The sequence below is a fragment of the Actinacidiphila sp. bgisy160 genome (assembly GCF_965342435.1).
Lineage (GTDB): Bacteria > Actinomycetota > Actinomycetes > Streptomycetales > Streptomycetaceae > Actinacidiphila.
In genome coordinates this window covers 41,284-56,639 of sequence record NZ_CBDRCM010000013.1, presented here as the reverse complement: position 1 = coordinate 56,639, position 15,356 = coordinate 41,284, and the positions used below count along the sequence as shown (strand labels likewise).

Sequence of the window (15,356 nt, the reverse complement as noted above, 5' to 3'; positions counted from 1 at the left end):
TCAGGCGGGCAAGGCACGACTTCGGCGAAGCGTCGACGGCGCCGTGGCCGAGGGCGCAACTCCCGTCGGCCTACTGGACTGCCGCGTGGATCTCCTGTTCGGTGGCGGTGTGGGAGACCACGAGGAGTTCGTCGCCGGGCCGCAACACCAACTCGGGGGTGGGCACGTTGGGCCGGCCGTCGCGGACGACGGTGGCGATCACACTGCCCTCCGGCATGACCACCTCGGCCAGCGGGCGGCCCGCGGCCCGGGACGCCGTGCTGATGGCGGTCTCGATGACGTTGATCCCTGCCTTGCTCAGCCGCAGCAGGGCCACCGTGTCGGTGGCTCCCGTCGCCTCCTCGATCAAAGAGATCAGCGGTGTGGCGGCGGGCACCGCGGCGTCCACCCCCCACGTGCCGTCGAACAGCCAGGCGTTCTCCTCGTCGTTGACACGGGCCGCCACCCGCGGGACGCCGAAATGCCGCTTGGCCAGGAGGCTGATGACGAGGTTGTCCTCGTCCTCCCCGGTGGTGGCGATGAGCAGGTCGGTGTTGAGCGCGCCCGCGTGCTCGAGCAGGTCGGGGTCGCATGCGTCACCGGTCAGCATCCGGACGGGGAGCCGCCGGCCGAGTTCTGCGGTGCGTGCCTCGTCGCGTTCGACGACGGTGACGTCGTACCGGGCGGCAGCGAGCACCTGGGCGACTTGGGCGCCGAGCCGTCCGGCGCCGGCGACGATGGCTTTCACGTCCCGAGCTCCTTGCCGAGGAAACCGCGCAGACGGCCGAGGGCGCCGGCGGCGACGGTGAAGGTGACCACGTCCCCGGGCTCGGCCAGGGTGTGGTGTGAGGGAACGAGGGAGTGCCCGCCGCGGGTGACCTCCGCGACGCGGATCTCGCCGTCCACCTCGAACGCCGACAGGGGCCGGCCGGTGAGGTAGCCGGGAAGACCGGAGCGGATCAGCAGCGTCTCGCCGTTGCCGAATCCCAGTTCCGGCGCGAGGTGCCGGTGCGACAGCAACTGGTGCAGCCGGTGGACGGTCCAGCTGACGCCGCTGATGGTGCGGATGCCCAGGCCACGGTATATCTCCGCCCTGCGCGGGTCGTCGATGCGGGCCAGGACGACCGGCACATGGTAGGCCTGTCTCGCCACGCGGGCGGTGACGATGTTGCCGTTGTCCCGGCCGGTGACGGCCACCAGGGCGTCGGCGTGTGTGATCCCGGCGGCGTCCAGCACCGCCCGGTTGTAGCCGTTGCCCTCGAGGAAGTGCCCGGTGAACCCGGCGGGCAGGGCTTGCCGGGCCTGTGCACGACGGTCGATGACCCAGGTGTCGTTGCCTTCCGCGGTGAGCCGGAGGGCCAGCGCGGCGCCGACGCGGCCGCAGCCCACGATGATCACCCTCATCGTCGTGCTCCTTCCGCGAGCGGAGCCGCAGCCGGCGGCCTGAACCGGCGCAGCCACCACTTGCGCAGTTCCTCGGCGGCCAGCAGCAGCGCCCCGAACGCCACGAGCACCGCCCAGTCGGCGGCGTCCAGCGGCGCGGTGTGGAAGACGGCCTGCAGGAACGGCACGTAGGAGATCGCCGCCATGATGGCGACGCCGAGCAGTCCTGCGGCGATCAGCGCGGGGTTGGACCACAGGCCGACGCGGAAGACGCTCTCGCGGTCGGTGCGCACTGCCTGGGCGTTGAAGAACTGGCTGACCACGATGCCCGCCTGGACCATGGTGATCGCCTCCCGGTAGACAGGGTTGCCGGCTGTGAAGTCCGCGTACGGAATGCCGGCGGAGCTGATGTGCCAGAAGAAGACAGCGCACACTCCCAGTGCCTGGATGCTGCCGAGGAACAGGAACCGTCGCACCACGGCTGCGGAGAACAGCGGTTCGCGCCGGGGACGCGGCGGGCGATCCATTACGTCCGGCTCCGGGGGTTCGGCGCCGAGGGCGAGCGCGGGCAGCACGTCCGATCCCAGGTCGATCGCCAGGATCTGCACGGCGGTGATCGGCACGAGCGGGAATCCCACGAACGTCGCGACCAGGATCGGGACCAGCTCGGCGATGTTGTGGCTGAACAGGTAGATCAAGAACTTACGGATATTGCGGTAGACCGAGCGGCCGAGCCGGACCGCCGCGGCGATGGACGCGAAGGAGTCGTCCAGCAGCACCATCTCCGCGGCCTCCCGTGCCACGTCGGTGCCCCCGGCACCCATGGCCACCCCGATGTCGGCATGCTTGAGCGCCGGGGCGTCGTTGGCGCCGTCGCCGGTCACCGCCACCACCTGGCCGAGCTCCTGCAGTGCCGCCACGGCCCGCATCTTGTGCTCGGGGCTGACCCGGCACAGCAGCAGCTCGGCGGGACGCCCCAGCAGGTCGCGCAGTGCCGCCGTGTCCATGGCGTCCAGATCCGTGCCCGTCACCACCGTGGGCGCCGGCTCGCGGACGATCCCCACCCGCCGCGCGACCGCCTCGGCGGTGAGCGGGTGGTCTCCGGTGACCATCACGATGCGGATCCCCGCGCGACGGCAGGACGCGACGGCGTCGGTGACCTCCGGCCGTGGCGGGTCCTGCATGCCCGCCAGGCCCAGGAACACCAGGTGAGACTCGGCTTCCTCCTGCGATCCGGCCACCTGCCCGGGCGGCAGCGCCCGCTGTGCGACCCCCAGGACACGCAGGCCCTGAGCTGCCATCGCGTCGTTCGCCTCGTTCACCGTGCGCCGGATCGCGGCGGTCAGCGGCTCGGGCCCGCCGTCGCCGGCGATATGGGTGCAGCGCGCCACCAGTTCCTGCGACGCGCCCTTCACACAGGCCATGCGGCTGCCGTCCGCGAGGGCGTGGACGGTGGACATCAGCTTGCGTTCGGAGTCGAAGGGGAACTCCATGACGCGCGGTGTCCGCTGCTCTTCTTCAGAGATGTCGACCGCGGCCTTGGCGGCCGCCACCAGCAAAGCGCCTTCCGTGGTGTCGCCCAGGACGCGCCAGCCGCCCCGCTCGTCCGGCGGCAGCAACCGTGCGTCGCAGCACAAAGCCGCCACGCGCAGCAGCTCGCGCACGGTGCCGGGATCGGCCACTGCCCCGGCGGGTTCGTATCCGACGCCGGACACCTCATGCCAGGCCCCCCGCGCCCACAGCCGGGTCACGGTCATCTCCGCCTGGGTGAGCGTGCCGGTCTTGTCGGTGCAGATCACCGTCGTCGACCCGAGTGCCTCCACCGCCAGCAGCTTCTTGACCAGCGCGTGCCGCCGGGCCATCCGCCGCACACCGATGGCCAGCGACACCGACAGCGTCGCCGGGAGTCCCTCGGGAACCAGGGCCACCATGACCCCGAGAGCGAAGACGAACGACGCCACCACCGGCTGCCCCGACGGGATCCGGATCGCGAACAGCGACGCGCCGATCACCAGCGCGGCCAAAGCGACCCGGCGTGCCATCACCGCGACCTGCACCTGCAGCGGGGTCCGCTGCCGCGGCGCCCGTGCGGTCATCTTGAAGATCCGGCCGAACTCGGTCGCCGTGCCGGTCGCGAAGGCCACGGCCTTTCCGGCCCCGGCCACCACGTCCGTGCCCATGAACAGGCAGTTGCGGGCTTGGAGCAGCGGGCCGGGTGGCACCGCGTCCGCCGTCCGCCGTGCGGGTTCGCTCTCACCGGTGAGCGCGGCGTTGTTCAGCGCGACCGCCCGCGCCTCGACCAGCCGGCAGTCGGCGGGCACCGCGTCACCGGCCTGGAGGACCAGTAGATCACCGGGAACCAGGTCCCGTACCGGCAGCACGGCGCGCTCCCCGTCGCGCAGCACGGTGCAGGTGCGCGGCACCATGGCCTGAAGAGACTCTGCGGTGCGTTCGGCCGAGTACTCCTGGGCGAATCCGATCACCGCGTTGAGCAGCACCACGGCCGCGATCGCGAAGGCGAGCTGGAGCGTCCCCTCGTCCCGGGGCGTCTGCAGTCCGTAGGCGAGGAAGGTGATGCCGGAGGCGATCAGCAGCACGACCGCGAACAGGTCGGTGAACTGGGACAGCAGCCGCCGCCACAGGCCCCGCCCGGCCGGCGCCGGCAACTCGTTCGGGCCGTGACGCGCCAGGTGAGCGGAGGCTTCTGCGGAAGTGAGACCCCGCGTCGAACTGCCCAGCGCCGCAAACACCTGTTCCGGCTGCAAACAGGGAACAGCCAGGTCACCGCCGCGTGTGCTTGCGGCAACCGGAAGCTGCTGCGAGGTGGCTGCGGCCATGGTCGCCCTCACCTCACGCGAGGCCGGCACGGCGCCGGGCGTGACCCATCACGAGTGGTGCGATGACAGGCCCCTCGGCGGCTCACTGCCGGGTCGCGGGGACGCGCCCGCCGACCGTGTCCGGTCACTTCGATTCCTGCCGGTGACCGATGGCCTGTCCCAGGACCTCCAGCCGCCGCCGGTACTCCTCGTCGTCGATCTCGCCGGGGGCGTAGCGTTCGGCGAGCAGCTCCCGCGGACTCCGGTCACGCCGGTCGGCAGCGCGGCCGGGACCGCCGTCGGCGGTGTGCCGCAGCAGCACTGCCACGGCCAGGCCGACGAGGACCAGCAACACCAGCCAGCCCTGTGACATCAGGGCCCAGCCCCAGCCGTTCATGTGGTTGTGGACGAACATCGTGTCCTCCTCACACACTGCGCAGCCGGTCGTCGGCGACCCCGTGGACCGTGGGTTCCACGGGTCGCTGGTGAGTGTCGTCGAGCCGGTAGGTGAGCCGGTTGACCACGGCGACCACGCCGTCGACCTGGCGGGTCATGGCCTCGGCCAGCGCGACCTCGGTGCGGCGCTCCAATCGGCCCTCGAGGCTGACCACCCCATGGTGGACGCTCACCCCGATCGCGCGCGGGGCGAGCCACAGCGCGCGGACGACGACCTCGTCGACGATCTCGGCACGGATGTCGGGATCCGGGCGAAGGAAGACCTGGAGCAGGTCGCCGCGGGTGACGATGCCGACGAGACGGTCCTCCTCGTCGACCACCGGCAGGCGGTTGACGCGGTGTTCCGCCATGGTGCGCGCCGCGACCGCGACGGTTTCCCCCGCCCGTACGGTGACAGCCGGAGTCGACATCAGCTGCCCCGCTGTCCGAGCGCGCGCCCGGGCGGCCTTCCTCCGGGCGGCGGCCGACAGCGTCGGCAGGCGCCGCCGGGGACCGTCCTCCTGGGATGCCTGCCGCAGCATCAGATCCGTCTCGGAGACGACCCCGAGGACCTTCTCGTCGTCGTCGACCACGGGCAGACCGCTGATCCGGTGCCGTGCGAGCAACGCCACGACGTCCTTGAACGGGGCTCCCTCGCGGACGCTGACGACGTCCGCCGTCATCACGTGCCCGGTCTTGCGGTGCTTCATCGTCCTCTCCTCCTTGCCGCGGCGGTCTCACCGCAGCCGGCGCAGGTACGGGTCATGGGCGTGCCGTGGGAGCACGCGGATGCGGACATCGAGGGCCTCCACACCGTCCGGGCGCGCGACGACGGGATTGAGGTCGGCTTCGGCGAGCTGCGGCAGGCCGGACGCCATCGCCGACAGCCGCAGCAGCAGTTGCTCCAGCCCCTGCAGGTCGGCCGCCGCGCCACCGCGGTGACCGAACAGCAGCGGCGCACACCGAGGGGCGGTGATCAGGTCGTGGACGTCCAGGTCGGTGAGCGGGGCCAGGCGCGCCGCGTGGTCGGCCAGCACCTCGGTGGCCGTGCCGCCGAGCCCGAACAGGACCAGCGGTCCGAACACCTCGTCCTGTACGAGGCCCGCGAACCATTCGGTGCCGCGGGCCGCCATCGGCTGCACCAGCACGCCCGTCAGCACTTCGCCGAAACGTCGGGCCAGCTCGCGGTACCCAGCCCGGACCTGCTCCTCGCCCTGGAGATCGAGCAGGACCGCTCCGTGCTCGCTCTTGTGCACCAGCCCCGGCCACTGGGCCTTGAGCACCACCCGCTCGCCTGGTCCGGCGAGCCGCTCCGCCGCGTCCACGGCCGCCTGTTCGTCCGCCGCCATGGCCTGCGGTACGCGGTTGATGCCGTAGCAGTCGAGGAGCTCGCCGCAGGCGCGCGGGTCGAGCCAGCCCCCTTCGGGGTGTTCCGCGAGGAAGGCCTCCACCAGGACCCGCGCGGCGGCCGGGTCGGTGCCCGTCAGGGCGGGGACGGTGCCCGGCGGCCGAGCCAGTCGGCGGGCCCGCGTCGCCGCGTGGGCCAGGGCCTGCGCCGCGGCCCGCGGATCGTTGTAGGCCGGTACCGCCCCGCCACCGGAGGTGCGCAGCAGGCGTACGCCCTCGGGCTGGTCGAGCAGGACCGCGGCCACAGTCGTGGACCGCTGGTCGGGGCCGCCGTGGGTGAGGGCCCGCACCGGGTCGTCGCCGGTCGCCGCCGCGAGGGCGGTGGGCACCAGGGTCAGCAGGACGGCGTCCACGGACGGGTGGCGGGCGAGTCGGTCCACACAGGCGCGCAGCGCGCTCTCACTCACCGCGGCGGTCGTGTCCACGGGGTTGGCGGCACTGGCACCCCTGGGCAGAAGCGCGAGCAGGTCCCGGGTCACGGCGTCCGGCAGCACCGGCACCGTGAGCCCGGCCTCCTGGCAGGCGTCGGCCGCCAGCACCCCGGCGCCGCCCGCGTTGGACACCACGGCGACGCGGGTACCGGCCGGGAGGGGCTGGGAGTGCAGCAGCGCGGCGGTCTCCAGGAGTTCGCCGATCGTACGCGTCGCGATGACGCCCGCCTGGATGAAGAGCGCCTGCCGGGTCATCGTCGGTGTCGCGGCGGCCGCCGTGTGCGAGGCCGCGGCACGCCGTCCGGCCTCGGAACGTCCCGCGTCGACGGTCAGCACGGGCATGACGCGCGCCACCCGGCGGGCGGTGCGGGAGAAGGCACGCGGGTTGCCGAAGGACTCCAGGTGCAGCAGTGCCATGTCGGTGCGGCCGTCGCTCTCCCACCACTGCAGCAGGTCGTTGCCGCTGACGTCGCACTTGTCGCCGAGCGAGACGAACTCCGAGACGCCGATGCCGAGCCTGGTCAGCCCGCCGAGCAGGGCGATACCCACCCCGCCCGACTGCACGGCCACCCCGGCTGTACCCGGCAGCGGCCGGTGCGCGGCGAAGGTGGCCTCCAGCCGTACGTCGTCGGCGGTGTTGGCGATGCCCAGGCAGTTCGGGCCCACCAGGCGCATGCCGTGCCGGCGGCAGGCGTCCAGGAGCGCCCCGGCCTGGCCCGCGTCCAGCCCCGAGGTGACGACGACCAGCGCGCGCACCCCCGTGGCACCGCACTGCCGTGCCACCTCGGGTACCGCCGCGGCCGGGACGGCGAGCACCGCCAGCTCGGGAACCCGCGGCAGCTCGGTCACGGACGGGTACGCGGGGACGTTCTCAATGGCGTCGGCGTGCGGGTTGACCACGTACAGCGGGCCGGTGAAGCCGCCGCGGCGCAGGTTGCGCACCACTGCCCGCCCGACCGATGACGGTCTGGTGCCGGCCCCGATGACCACCACCGACCGCGGGCGCAGCAGCGGCCGCATGCTCGCGGTGTCGGCGCCGCGGCCCCGCTCGTCGCAGGCCGCGAGGTACCGCTCGTCGGGGTCGAGGCGGATGGTGCAGTGCACGTCGGGGCCGTCGAAGTGGCGGGCGGTCCGCAGCCCCAGATCGGCGAAGACCTTGAGCACGGCGCGGTTGTCCGCGAGAGCGTCGGCGTCGAACACCTTGATGCCCTCGGAGCGGGCCGCGTGCACCAGGTGTTCCAGCAGCAGGGTCCCGATGCCGGTGTGGTGGACGTCGTCGGCCACGGCCAGCGCCACGTCGGCCGCCTCGGGGTCCTGTCCGGTGGCGTACTCGGCGACACCGACCAGCCGGTCGCCGAGAAGCGCGAGAAGCGTCAGCCGGCCCGGCCGGGCCGGATCACGGAGACGGTCGGCGGCGAGCTGCCCGGAACGTCGCCCCACGCAGAAGAACCGCAGCCGCAGGTTCTCCGCCGACATGCGCGCGTACAGATCCTGCACCCGGTCGTGGTCGTCCGGCCCGGCGGCCCGGATCTCCACGGTCCTGCCGTCCGCCAGCAGAGCATGGGCCGGCTGCAGGTGGCACAGCGCCGTGTCCGTCATCACTGTTCCCCTCTCCTTGGCTCACCTCCACCATCGGGCGGCCGCCGAGGTACTCCCAGGGGTCGGCCGGGGCCCGGCCTGGGGCCGTTGGGCCCTTATCGACTGGCGGCTGAAGGAAAGGGGCGTCAAGACGGTGTCTCGTCCCGTCACGCAGCGACAAGGCCGGGAGAGGGCCAGAGCGCCGGCGAGGTCGCTGTGAAGGTCGAGGGCATGGGGCCAACCGGACCGCTCTCACCACGGCCCGGCGGGTCACCGGTGCGCGGGGGCCTGCCGGACGGTGTCGTCGGCCTTGTAGCCCAGGCGCGCCTCGACGTCGACGACGCCGTCCACGCCGCGGCACAGCTCCGTGACCACCGGCACGAGGCTGCGACGGTCCACCACGCCCTCAAGCGACACCTTCCCGTCGACCACCTGAACGGTGACGGCGCCCGGGGCGAGTCCGAGCGTCCTCACCAGCAGATCACCGGTGATCTCCTCGCGGATGGCGCTGTCCCTGCGCAAGAAGACCCGCAGCAGGTCGGCGCGACTCACTACGCCCACCAGCCGGCCCGTCTCGTCGACCACGGGCAGTCGCTTCACCCCGCGGTGCTCCATGATCCGGGCCGCCTCGACCACGGACCACTCGGGCCGCGCGACGACCGGCGGGCTGCTCATCAGCCCCTCCGCGGTGGTGGCGGCGATACGGGAACGCTCGCCCGGCCGCGGGTGCCGGGCGGGCAGCAGGCCGGCCGGGTCCGGCTGCCCCGCTTCCTTGCGCAGCAGGTCCGCCTCGGACACCACGCCCACCGGCCGGTTCCCTTCGTCCACGACGGGGACGGCGGTGACGTCGCGCTCGGCGAGCAGCTTCGCGATCTCCTTGAACGGCGTGTCCGGCCGTATCGATACGACCGCCTTGGTCATCAGATCGCCGACGTTGCGGTGGTACATCGTCCCCGCCTCCTGCACGGTTGTCTCAGGGCCATGCCCGCCGCCGGCGAGCTTCGCCTCGTCCGGTCTCACTGTCGGTTGATTCCACTGTGACTCGCATGGGCCGGTGGGGCCACCGCCACGGCCAGGCGTCCCTCCGGTCGGGCCGATCGGCCCATGCGCGCACGTGGGTCCACTCGGCAGTGTCGTCCATACAGCAGCCGCAACATCGAGAGGCGGTGGAGGCCATGACGCTTCCCCTGGTCGTGGGCACCGACGGATCGGACGCCTCCCTGAAGGCAGTCGACTGGGCCGCGGACGAGGCCGTCGTGCGGGGAGTGCCGCTGCGGATCGTGTACGCCTCCCTGTGGGAGCGGTACGAGGGACGGGCGCCCTCCTTCACCCGGGAACCTCCGGAAGGAGAGATCCTCGCCCAGCACATCGCGAGCTCCGCGGAGGAGCGGGCCCGCTTGCGCCGGCCGGGCCTGGAGGTCTCGGCCGAGGTCCTCGCCGAGGACACTCAGTACGCGCTGCTGCGCGAGGGAACCCACGCCACCGCCGTGGTGGTGGGCCATCGCGGCCGCGGCGGCATGGCGGGCCTGCTGCTGGGTTCGGTCGGCCTGACCCTGGCCGGCCGTGCGGAATGTCCGGTGGTCGTGGTGAGGGGCGATCGCGACGAAAGCGGCACCGGTGACGGTGAACGCTGGATCGTGCTCGGCGTGGGGCCGGACGACAACTCCTCAGCGGCGGTGGAATTCGCTTTCCGCGAGGCCGAGCTGCGTGGCTGCGGGGTGCGGGCCGTCCACGCGTGGCGAATACCGCCGGGCGAGGGCGCCGAATGGACCGGTTACGAGGACGAGGCCGTCAAGGCACACCAGCGCGGCGCCGAAGAACACCTCGACCAGGCCCTGCGCGCCGCCGCGACCGCTCGCCCCGGCGTTCGCTACCGGCGGTGCGCGGGCGAGGGCCACGCCCGAAAGATCCTGCTGGCGACACTGGACAACGCGGATCTGCTGGTCGTCGGTGCCCGCCGCCGCAACAACCCGTTCGGTCTCCAGCTCGGCCCGGTCAACCATGCGATGCTCCACCACGCGCCGTGTCCGGTGGCCGTCGTTCCGCAACCCAGCTGACTCGGCGCCTATGCACCTGCCCCGCCCCCGGGGCGGCAGGTGCGTCCGCGGAAGACCGTGGCGAAGGGCCTGCCGAACCACCTGCGGCGCCAAAAACGCCGTGCAGCGGACGTTGCCCGGCAACCGGGTCCCGGAAGGGGTGACGATGGGGGAGTGGACATGGTCGTACGAGGGGTACGACCCCGCCGAGGAGCGGCTGCGCGAGGCGCTGTGCACCCTGGGGAACGGCTACTTCGCCACCCGCGGCGCCGCCCCGGAGACCACCGCCGGCCCCCATCACTACCCCGGTACCTATGCCGCCGGCTGCTACAACCGGCTCCCTTCCACCGTCGCCGGACGGAAAGTCCGCAACGAGGACATGGTCAACCTGCCCAACTGGCTGCCCCTGCGGTTCAGGCTCGGTGACGGCGGGGCGTGGTTCACCCCCGACGACGGCTCGCTGCTGGAGCACCGGCAGGATCTCGACTTCCGACGCGCCACCTTGACCAGGACGTTCCGGTTGCGGGACCCGCGCGGCCGGATCCTCGCCGTCGAGCAGACCCGGCTCGTGCACATGCACGACCCGCACCTCGCCGCACTGCGCACCGTCTTCCGCGCGGAGGGCGGCTGGTCCGCGGACCTGGAGGTGGAGTCCGCGCTCGACGGCGACGTCAGCAACGCGGGTGTCGCCCGCTACCGGGACCTCAACGGCCGTCACCTCACCCGGATGCACACCGGTACCTCGGAACCGGACACGGTCTGGCTGCGGTGCCGTACCACCGCCTCCGACATCCGCATCGCGCTTGCCGCCCGGACGCACGCCACCTCTCATCCGCGGCCGGCCGGTTCACTGGACGCGGGGGAGCGCACGGTGGTCCACCGGCTGACCGTCCCGGTCGCTCCGGACCGCCCGGCCGTCGTCGAGAAGACCGTCGCCCTGCACACCTCCCGGGACCCGGCGATCAGCGACCCGCTGCACGCCGCACTCGACCGCGTCGAACGAGCCCCCGACTTCGCCGGCCTCCTGGCCACGCACGCCGCCGCCTGGGAGCAACTCTGGCGCCGCGCCGGCCTGGACGTCCCGGGCGAAGCCGGGCGGGTCCTGCGGCTGCACACCTTCCACGTCCTGCAGACCCTCTCCCCGCACACCGCGGAGCTGGACGTGGGCGTGCCCGCCAGGGGCCTGCACGGCGAGGCCTACCGCGGTCACGTCTTCTGGGACGAGCTGTTCGTCCTGCCCTATCTCGACCTGCACTTCCCCGAGGTGTCCCGGTCCCTGCTGGAGTACCGCCACCGCCGCCTGGACGAGGCGTGCCGGGCAGCGACACGCGCCGGCCGCGCCGGGGCGATGTATCCGTGGCAGAGCGGCAGCGACGGACGTGAGGAGACCCAGCTCCTCCACCTCAACCCGAGTTCAGGACGGTGGCTGCCCGACCACACCCGGCTCCAGCACCACGTCGGCTCCGCCGTGGCCTACAACATCTGGCGGTACGGGCAGGCCACCGGCGACACGGAGTTCCTGTACACCAAGGGCGCCGAGATGCTGCTGCAGATCGCCCGCTTCTGGGCCTCTTCCGCCAGCTGGGAGGCGCAGTGCGAGGGCACCGGCCGCTACCGCATCCGCGGCATCGTCGGGCCCGACGAGTACCACGACGCCTACCCCGGCTCCACCACGCCCGGCATCGACGACAACACCTACACCAACGTCACCGCCGCCTGGGTGCTCACCCGCGCCCTGCACCTGTGGCGCGTCCTGCCCGCCCCGCGCCGCGAGGAACTGCGCGAGCGCACGTGCCTGGGCGTGGGGGAGACCGACCGCTGGGAGGACATCTCGAGGAAGCTGTACGTTCCCCGTCACGCCGGTGTGATCAGCCAGTTCGCCGGCTACGACGAGCTGGAGGAACTGGACTGGGCGGGATACCGGGCGCGATACGGGGACATCCGCCGACTGGACCGGATCCTGGAGGCCGAGGGGGACTCGGTCAACCGCTACCAGGCGTCCAAACAGGCCGACGTGCTCATGCTGGGCTACCTCTTCCCGCCCGCCGAACTGCGCGGCCTGTTCGAACGGCTGGGGTACGAGCTCGACGACGGCACCTGGCGGTCCACGGTCGACTACTACCTGCGGCGCACCAGCCACGGATCCACCCTCAGCGGAGTGGTGCACGGCTGGGTGCTGGCCCGGGCCCACCGGGCCGACGCTTGGTCGTATGCGCAGGAAGCACTGATCGGCGATGTCACCGACATCCAGGGCGGCACCACCGAGGAAGGCATCCACCTGGGTGCCATGGCCGGCACCCTCGACCTCGTCCAGCGCGGCCTGACCGGTCTGGAAGCCCGCGAGGACGCCCTGTGGCTCGAGCCGGCGCCGCTGCCGCAGCTGTCACGCTTCGCTTTCAACATCCGCTACCGCGGCCACTGGGGCGTACGGATCCACGTCGACGCCGACCACCTCGGCATAGCCGTCCCCACCTCCGACGCAGCACCGGTCCGGGTCCGGCTCGGCGGCCGGACATGGTCCGTCCCACCGGGCCGCTTCCGGCTGCTCGACCTGCCGGACCGATGAACCCCGCTCCGCACGCCCCGCCGGCGCGGGCAGTGGGTGCGCCGCTGGTTCCTGCCGATGCCACCGAACCGAAGGCGCCGGACGTCAGCGGGGGCGACGGAGGATCACAGGCGGTCCTCCGCGTTCTTTCGCCCGGCGCGCCTTGGATCCCTGGCAGGCGCACCCTGAAAGTGCGGCCCCGCTCCGGACTCGAATCCGCCCATGGGGCGGGGCCGGCTCCGACCTCACCCTCATCGCCGGGCACCTGGCGGCAGCCCGCGGCGGTGGTCAGGCCAGGGCACAGCTGGCCTGCGTCGTCCCCGGTCAGGAGTCGGCTTCGGCGCTGTCTCACAGGGGCCGGCGAGCCTTCTTGACGCGCGCTCCAGCCGGCGGGCGCGCACCCTGGAAGTGCGGCCCTGTGGGTCCCTCCACATACGCCCGCAGGCCGTCCGGGAAATGAGGGAGGCCCCCGCCGCCTGTGGGCTGTGCGGCGGGGGCCTCGCCCGGAGCGCACGCGGAGGTGCTGCCTCGTGCCCGGGCAGGCCCGGACCGGTCGAAGTTCGCCGCACCCGCGATGGGGTGCCCGATTCCTCTCACGCCCCGGCAACGCGAGAGATGTCCACATCCAGGAAGTGGGCCGAACAAGAGATGCACGGGTCGTGGTTGCGGATGATGCGCTCGCACAGCTGGGCCAGTGCCTCGTCGGACGCGGGGCCTCGTTCCAGTTCCTGTTGGACGAGGCGGCGAAGGTCGTCCTCGATGGCCCCCTGGTTCTGGGCGGTCGGCGGAACAATGCACGCGTCGGTGACACGGCCTTGGCCGTCGATGGCGTAGTGGTGGTACAGCAGTCCGCGAGGCGCTTCGGTGGCGCCGTGCCCCACCCCGGCCCGGGGCGGTACGTCGATGTACGGCCGGGGAGGCGGCTCATAGTCGTCGATGATGCGCAGGGCTTCCTGCGCCGCGTACAGGACCTCCACGGCGCGCACGATGATGCTGCGGTAGGGGTTGGGGCGAGGTCCTGCCCCGGTGAGCCGAGGGGGTTCGGCCAGCCCGGCCTCCCGGGCTGCCTGGAGGGCCAGGGGTGACAGGAGGTGGCCGCTCACGGCGTAGCGGGCCAATGACCCGGTGAGGTGCCGGCGGCCGTCCAGCCGTGAGTGGAGCGCTGTGGAGTGCGGAACCTGTTCCTCGGTGACGTGGGCGCGGAAGTCGCAGACGGGGAGGCCGCACGTCGCCGTCCCACCGGCGCGCATGACGGTGGGCACACCGGACTCGATGGCGTAGGTGTGGGTCTCGGCGAGGGCGAACAGATCGGCATGGCACTCGGCGTCCGGGAAGTCGAAGCCGGCCACCCATCGAACGGTGTCCCAGGCGTCGTCGAGGGCGACCCGCAGCCTTTCCGCCAGGGGCCGGAGTTCGGCACGCGTGGGGGTGCGGTGGAAACCGCCGAGCCGGACGTTGACGGGATGGATCGAGCGGCCGCCGAGCAACTCCATCACGGCGTTGCCGGTCTGCTTCAGCCGCAGGCCGCGCTCGACGTGCAGCCGGTGGTCGCGGGCCAGGCCGATCACGTCGTCATGGCCGAGGAAGTCCGGGGCGTGCAGGAGATGGATGTGCAGGGTCTGGCTCTCGATCCACTCGCCGCAGTAGAGCAGACGTCTGAGCGCGGCCAGTTGGCCGTCCACGGCCACCCCGCACGCGTCCTCGACGGCCCTGCATGCCGTCAGCTGGTAGGCGACGGGACAGATCCCGCAGATGCGGGAGGTGAGGTCGGGTGGCTCGGTGTACGCGCGGCCCCGCAGGAAGGCCTCGAAGAACCGTGGCGGTTCGTAGACCGCGAGTCGGGCTTGGGCGACCGTGCCCCCGCGGAGCAGAAGGCGCAGGGCTGCCTGGCCTTCGACGCGTGCGATCGCGGGAAGCCGCAGGATGCGTGACTCGTCGCCGGCGTCGCTCACGTTCATCGTGGGTCCTCCTGCTGGACCCTTGCGAACGCGGTGACATTGAAGGTGTGCAGGAGGCGTCCGGTGTCCTCGTCGCTCAGGCCGTCGCGCCGCAGGAGCGGGATGAGCGCGGGAAGGTTCGTCGTGCCCGCGGGCCCGAAGCACCCGTAGCAGCCACGCCCGTAGGCCGGGCAGAGGGCACCGCAGCCGGCGTGGGTGGCGGGACCCAGACAGGGCGTGCCGTGGGCGACGACGACGCACACCGCGCCACGCCGCTTGCACGAGAAGCACACGCTGTGGTCAGGGGTGTCCGGCTTGCGGCCGGAGAGGAAGGCGGTGATGACCTCGAGCAGCTGGCCACGGTCGATGGGGCAGCCGCGCAACTCGAAGTCGACCCTCACATGAGCGGAGATCGGGGTGGAGGTGGCGAGGGTGGCGATGTAGTCGGGGCGGGCGTAGACCGCTGCCAGGTACTCCGTGGCGTCCGCGTAGTTCCGCAGCGCTTGGACGCCGCCCGCGGTGGCGCAGGCGCCGATGGTGACGAGATGACGTGATTCGGCGCGGACACGCCGGATGCGGGCCGCGTCCTCGGGGGTGCTCACCGATCCTTCGACCAGTGCGAGGTCGTACGGTCCGGGTGCAACGTCGCCGGAGGCCTCCAGGAAGTGAGCGATCTCCATCTCGTCGGCCAGGCAGAGCAGTTCGTCCTCGCAGTCCAGGAGCGTCAGCTGACAGCCGTCACAGGACGCGAACTTGAACACTCCCAGTCGTGGGCGGGAGGTCCTCCCGGGGGTGGTGGAGGGGGTCAT

General features: G+C 72.3%; 11 protein-coding genes. 2 read left to right on the top strand and 9 right to left on the bottom strand.

Annotated features, from left to right (window positions below; all coding sequences use genetic code 11):
- Positions 1 to 70 precede the first annotated feature (70 nt).
- The 7 genes from ACRWNP_RS13775 to ACRWNP_RS13745 form a co-directional block, all read right to left on the bottom strand.
- On the bottom strand, positions 71 to 727 hold the full coding sequence (locus ACRWNP_RS13775) for a potassium channel family protein (protein ID WP_431961462.1): 657 nt from the start codon (positions 725 to 727) through the stop codon (positions 71 to 73).
- Positions 724 to 1,383: a potassium channel family protein gene (locus tag ACRWNP_RS13770; protein ID WP_431961461.1), complete on the bottom strand. Its 660-nt coding sequence runs from the start codon at positions 1,381 to 1,383 to the stop codon at positions 724 to 726. The genes ACRWNP_RS13775 and ACRWNP_RS13770 overlap by 4 nt, the downstream gene beginning before the upstream one ends.
- A complete protein-coding gene (locus ACRWNP_RS13765; RefSeq protein ID WP_431961544.1) occupies positions 1,380 to 4,112 on the bottom strand; it encodes a cation-translocating P-type ATPase in 2,733 nt (910 codons plus the stop codon). Before ACRWNP_RS13765 ends, ACRWNP_RS13770 begins: the two co-directional genes overlap by 4 nt.
- 211 nt (positions 4,113 to 4,323) lie before the next feature.
- On the bottom strand, positions 4,324 to 4,593 hold the full coding sequence (locus tag ACRWNP_RS13760; RefSeq protein ID WP_431961460.1) for an SHOCT domain-containing protein: 270 nt from the start codon (positions 4,591 to 4,593) through the stop codon (positions 4,324 to 4,326).
- Positions 4,594 to 4,603: 10 nt separating this feature from the next.
- On the bottom strand, positions 4,604 to 5,323 hold the full coding sequence (locus ACRWNP_RS13755; protein WP_431961459.1) for a CBS domain-containing protein: 720 nt from the start codon (positions 5,321 to 5,323) through the stop codon (positions 4,604 to 4,606).
- Positions 5,324 to 5,350: 27 nt separating this feature from the next.
- Positions 5,351 to 8,050 (bottom strand): GNAT family N-acetyltransferase, encoded by a 2,700-nt coding sequence (locus ACRWNP_RS13750; protein WP_431961458.1) that lies wholly within the window; start codon positions 8,048 to 8,050, stop codon positions 5,351 to 5,353.
- Between the two features lie 249 nt (positions 8,051 to 8,299).
- Positions 8,300 to 8,977: a CBS domain-containing protein gene (locus ACRWNP_RS13745; protein WP_431961457.1), complete on the bottom strand. Its 678-nt coding sequence runs from the start codon at positions 8,975 to 8,977 to the stop codon at positions 8,300 to 8,302.
- A gap of 227 nt (positions 8,978 to 9,204) precedes the next feature.
- On the opposite strand from ACRWNP_RS13745, the gene ACRWNP_RS13740 reads away from it, so the two are divergent.
- Together ACRWNP_RS13740 and ACRWNP_RS13735 are read left to right on the top strand one after the other, a co-directional pair.
- On the top strand, positions 9,205 to 10,086 hold the full coding sequence (locus ACRWNP_RS13740) for a universal stress protein (RefSeq protein ID WP_431961456.1): 882 nt from the start codon (positions 9,205 to 9,207) through the stop codon (positions 10,084 to 10,086).
- Between the two features lie 145 nt (positions 10,087 to 10,231).
- Positions 10,232 to 12,631 (top strand): glycoside hydrolase family 65 protein, encoded by a 2,400-nt coding sequence (locus ACRWNP_RS13735; RefSeq protein ID WP_431961455.1) that lies wholly within the window; start codon positions 10,232 to 10,234, stop codon positions 12,629 to 12,631.
- A 572-nt stretch (positions 12,632 to 13,203) separates the two neighbouring features.
- Here ACRWNP_RS13735 and ACRWNP_RS13730 read toward each other — a convergent pair.
- Positions 13,204 to 14,568 carry a Ni/Fe hydrogenase subunit alpha gene (locus tag ACRWNP_RS13730; RefSeq protein ID WP_431961454.1) on the bottom strand — a complete coding sequence of 455 codons (1,365 nt, stop codon included), beginning with the start codon at positions 14,566 to 14,568 and terminating at the stop codon, positions 13,204 to 13,206.
- Complete coding sequence (locus ACRWNP_RS13725; protein ID WP_431961453.1) at positions 14,565 to 15,356, bottom strand: oxidoreductase; 792 nt, start codon at positions 15,354 to 15,356, stop codon at positions 14,565 to 14,567. The genes ACRWNP_RS13730 and ACRWNP_RS13725 overlap by 4 nt, the downstream gene beginning before the upstream one ends.

Coding starts and splice junctions, on each gene's coding strand:
- ACRWNP_RS13770 (WP_431961461.1), bottom strand. CDS start 1,383: ATGAGGGTGATCATCGTGGGCTGCGGCCGCGTCGGCGCCGCGCTGGCC.
- ACRWNP_RS13760 (WP_431961460.1), bottom strand. CDS start 4,593: ATGTTCGTCCACAACCACATGAACGGCTGGGGCTGGGCCCTGATGTCA.
- ACRWNP_RS13755 (WP_431961459.1), bottom strand. CDS start 5,323: ATGAAGCACCGCAAGACCGGGCACGTGATGACGGCGGACGTCGTCAGC.
- ACRWNP_RS13750 (WP_431961458.1), bottom strand. CDS start 8,050: ATGACGGACACGGCGCTGTGCCACCTGCAGCCGGCCCATGCTCTGCTG.
- ACRWNP_RS13745 (WP_431961457.1), bottom strand. CDS start 8,977: ATGTACCACCGCAACGTCGGCGATCTGATGACCAAGGCGGTCGTATCG.
- ACRWNP_RS13740 (WP_431961456.1), top strand. CDS start 9,205: ATGACGCTTCCCCTGGTCGTGGGCACCGACGGATCGGACGCCTCCCTG.
- ACRWNP_RS13735 (WP_431961455.1), top strand. CDS start 10,232: ATGGGGGAGTGGACATGGTCGTACGAGGGGTACGACCCCGCCGAGGAG.
- ACRWNP_RS13730 (WP_431961454.1), bottom strand. CDS start 14,568: ATGAACGTGAGCGACGCCGGCGACGAGTCACGCATCCTGCGGCTTCCC.
- ACRWNP_RS13725 (WP_431961453.1), bottom strand. CDS start 15,356: ATGACCCCCTCCACCACCCCCGGGAGGACCTCCCGCCCACGACTGGGA.